Source organism: Neochlamydia sp. EPS4, from assembly GCF_000813665.1.
In the GTDB taxonomy this organism is placed as follows: domain Bacteria; phylum Chlamydiota; class Chlamydiia; order Chlamydiales; family Parachlamydiaceae; genus Neochlamydia.
In genome coordinates, this window is record NZ_JSDQ01000024.1 from 1 (window position 1) to 1285 (window position 1285).

At 42.3% G+C, this 1285-nt stretch carries 2 protein-coding genes; one reads left to right on the forward strand and one right to left on the reverse strand.

Going from position 1 to position 1285, the window contains the following annotated elements:
• Positions 1 to 735, forward strand: a 735-nt coding sequence (locus DB42_RS01580; RefSeq protein WP_044881440.1) for a leucine-rich repeat domain-containing protein, incomplete at its 5' end; no start/stop codon positions are given.
• 74 nt (positions 736 to 809) lie between these two features.
• Here DB42_RS01580 and DB42_RS01585 read toward each other — a convergent pair.
• A partial coding sequence (locus DB42_RS01585) for an IS630 family transposase (RefSeq protein WP_044881441.1) occupies positions 810 to 1285 on the reverse strand: 476 nt, incomplete at its 5' end.

Below are 1285 nucleotides of genomic sequence, written 5' to 3' on the forward strand. Positions count from 1 at the left end.
GCTCTGCCTACAGAAATCGGGCAGCTGTCTCAGCAGCTGCAAGCGCTTTACTTAAATCAAAACCAGCTCACCAGTCTTCCTGCAGAAATTGGGCAGTTGTCTCAGCTGCAAAACCTTTACTTAAATGAAAACCAGCTCACCACTCTGCCTACAGAAATCGGGCAGCTGTCTAAGCTGCGAGCGCTTTACTTAAATCAAAACCAGCTCACCAGTCTTCCTGCAGAAATTGAGCAGTTGTCTAATCTGCAAGGGCTTCACTTAAATGAAAACCAGCTCACCAGTCTTCCTGCAGAAATTGGGCAGCTGCCTAATCTGCAAGGGCTTCACTTAAATGAAAACCAGCTCACCGCTCTGCCTACAGAAATTGGGCAGCTGTCTCAGCTACTAAAGCTTAGCTTAAATCAAAACCAGCTCACCAGCCTGCCTGCGGAAATAGGTCAATTATCTAATCTGCAAGAGCTCTACTTAAATCAAAACAAGCTCACCGCTCTGCCTACAGAAATCGGGCAGCTGCCTCAGCTGCAAGGGCTTTACTTAAATCAAAACAAGCTCACCAGTCTGCCTGTAGAAATCGGGCAGCTACCTCAGCTGCAAGGGCTTTACTTAAATCAAAACAAGCTCACCAGCTTGCCTGCAGAAATAATAGATCAATTGTGTCATCTGCACAAGCTTGAATTAGCGGAAAATCCTTTGAAGTATATCGCCGAAAAAATAAGGCGGTGTTTTCGATTGTAGAATGGCCGTAAGTACTTTTTAAATTGAGGTGAGCTAAAATGAAATAATACGCTTTTAAATTACTCCTTACATAATTAGGCATACGATACAGCACATAAACTTTTCATTCTTTTTTCTTCCAAACATACCTTTCTCCAAGAAGCTATTGCCATCTTTTCTAGTTCTTTATAACCCCGATAAATACGATTAGACCAAAAATGGCTACACAAGTAATGCCATAAGTTTTCAACAGGATTAAGTTCAGGACTATAAGGAGGTAGAAAGAGCAGGTGAATATTGGAAGGAACTTTCAGCGTTTTACTAGTATGATAGCTAGCTCGGTCTAAAATTAGCAAAGCATGGGAAGAAGCAGGCAGCGATTGACTAACCTGCTTAAGAAGAATTTCCACTCCTTGGCTATTTAAGAAAGGTAAAATCATCCCTTCTGCTTGCCCTGAACGTGGGCAAACAGCTGTAGCTACATACAGATTTTTATATTCTGTCTGCTTAGGAGCTTTTGGCCGCGTTCCTTTTCTTGCCCATACCTTAGTAGAGGTACTTTGTTGTCCAA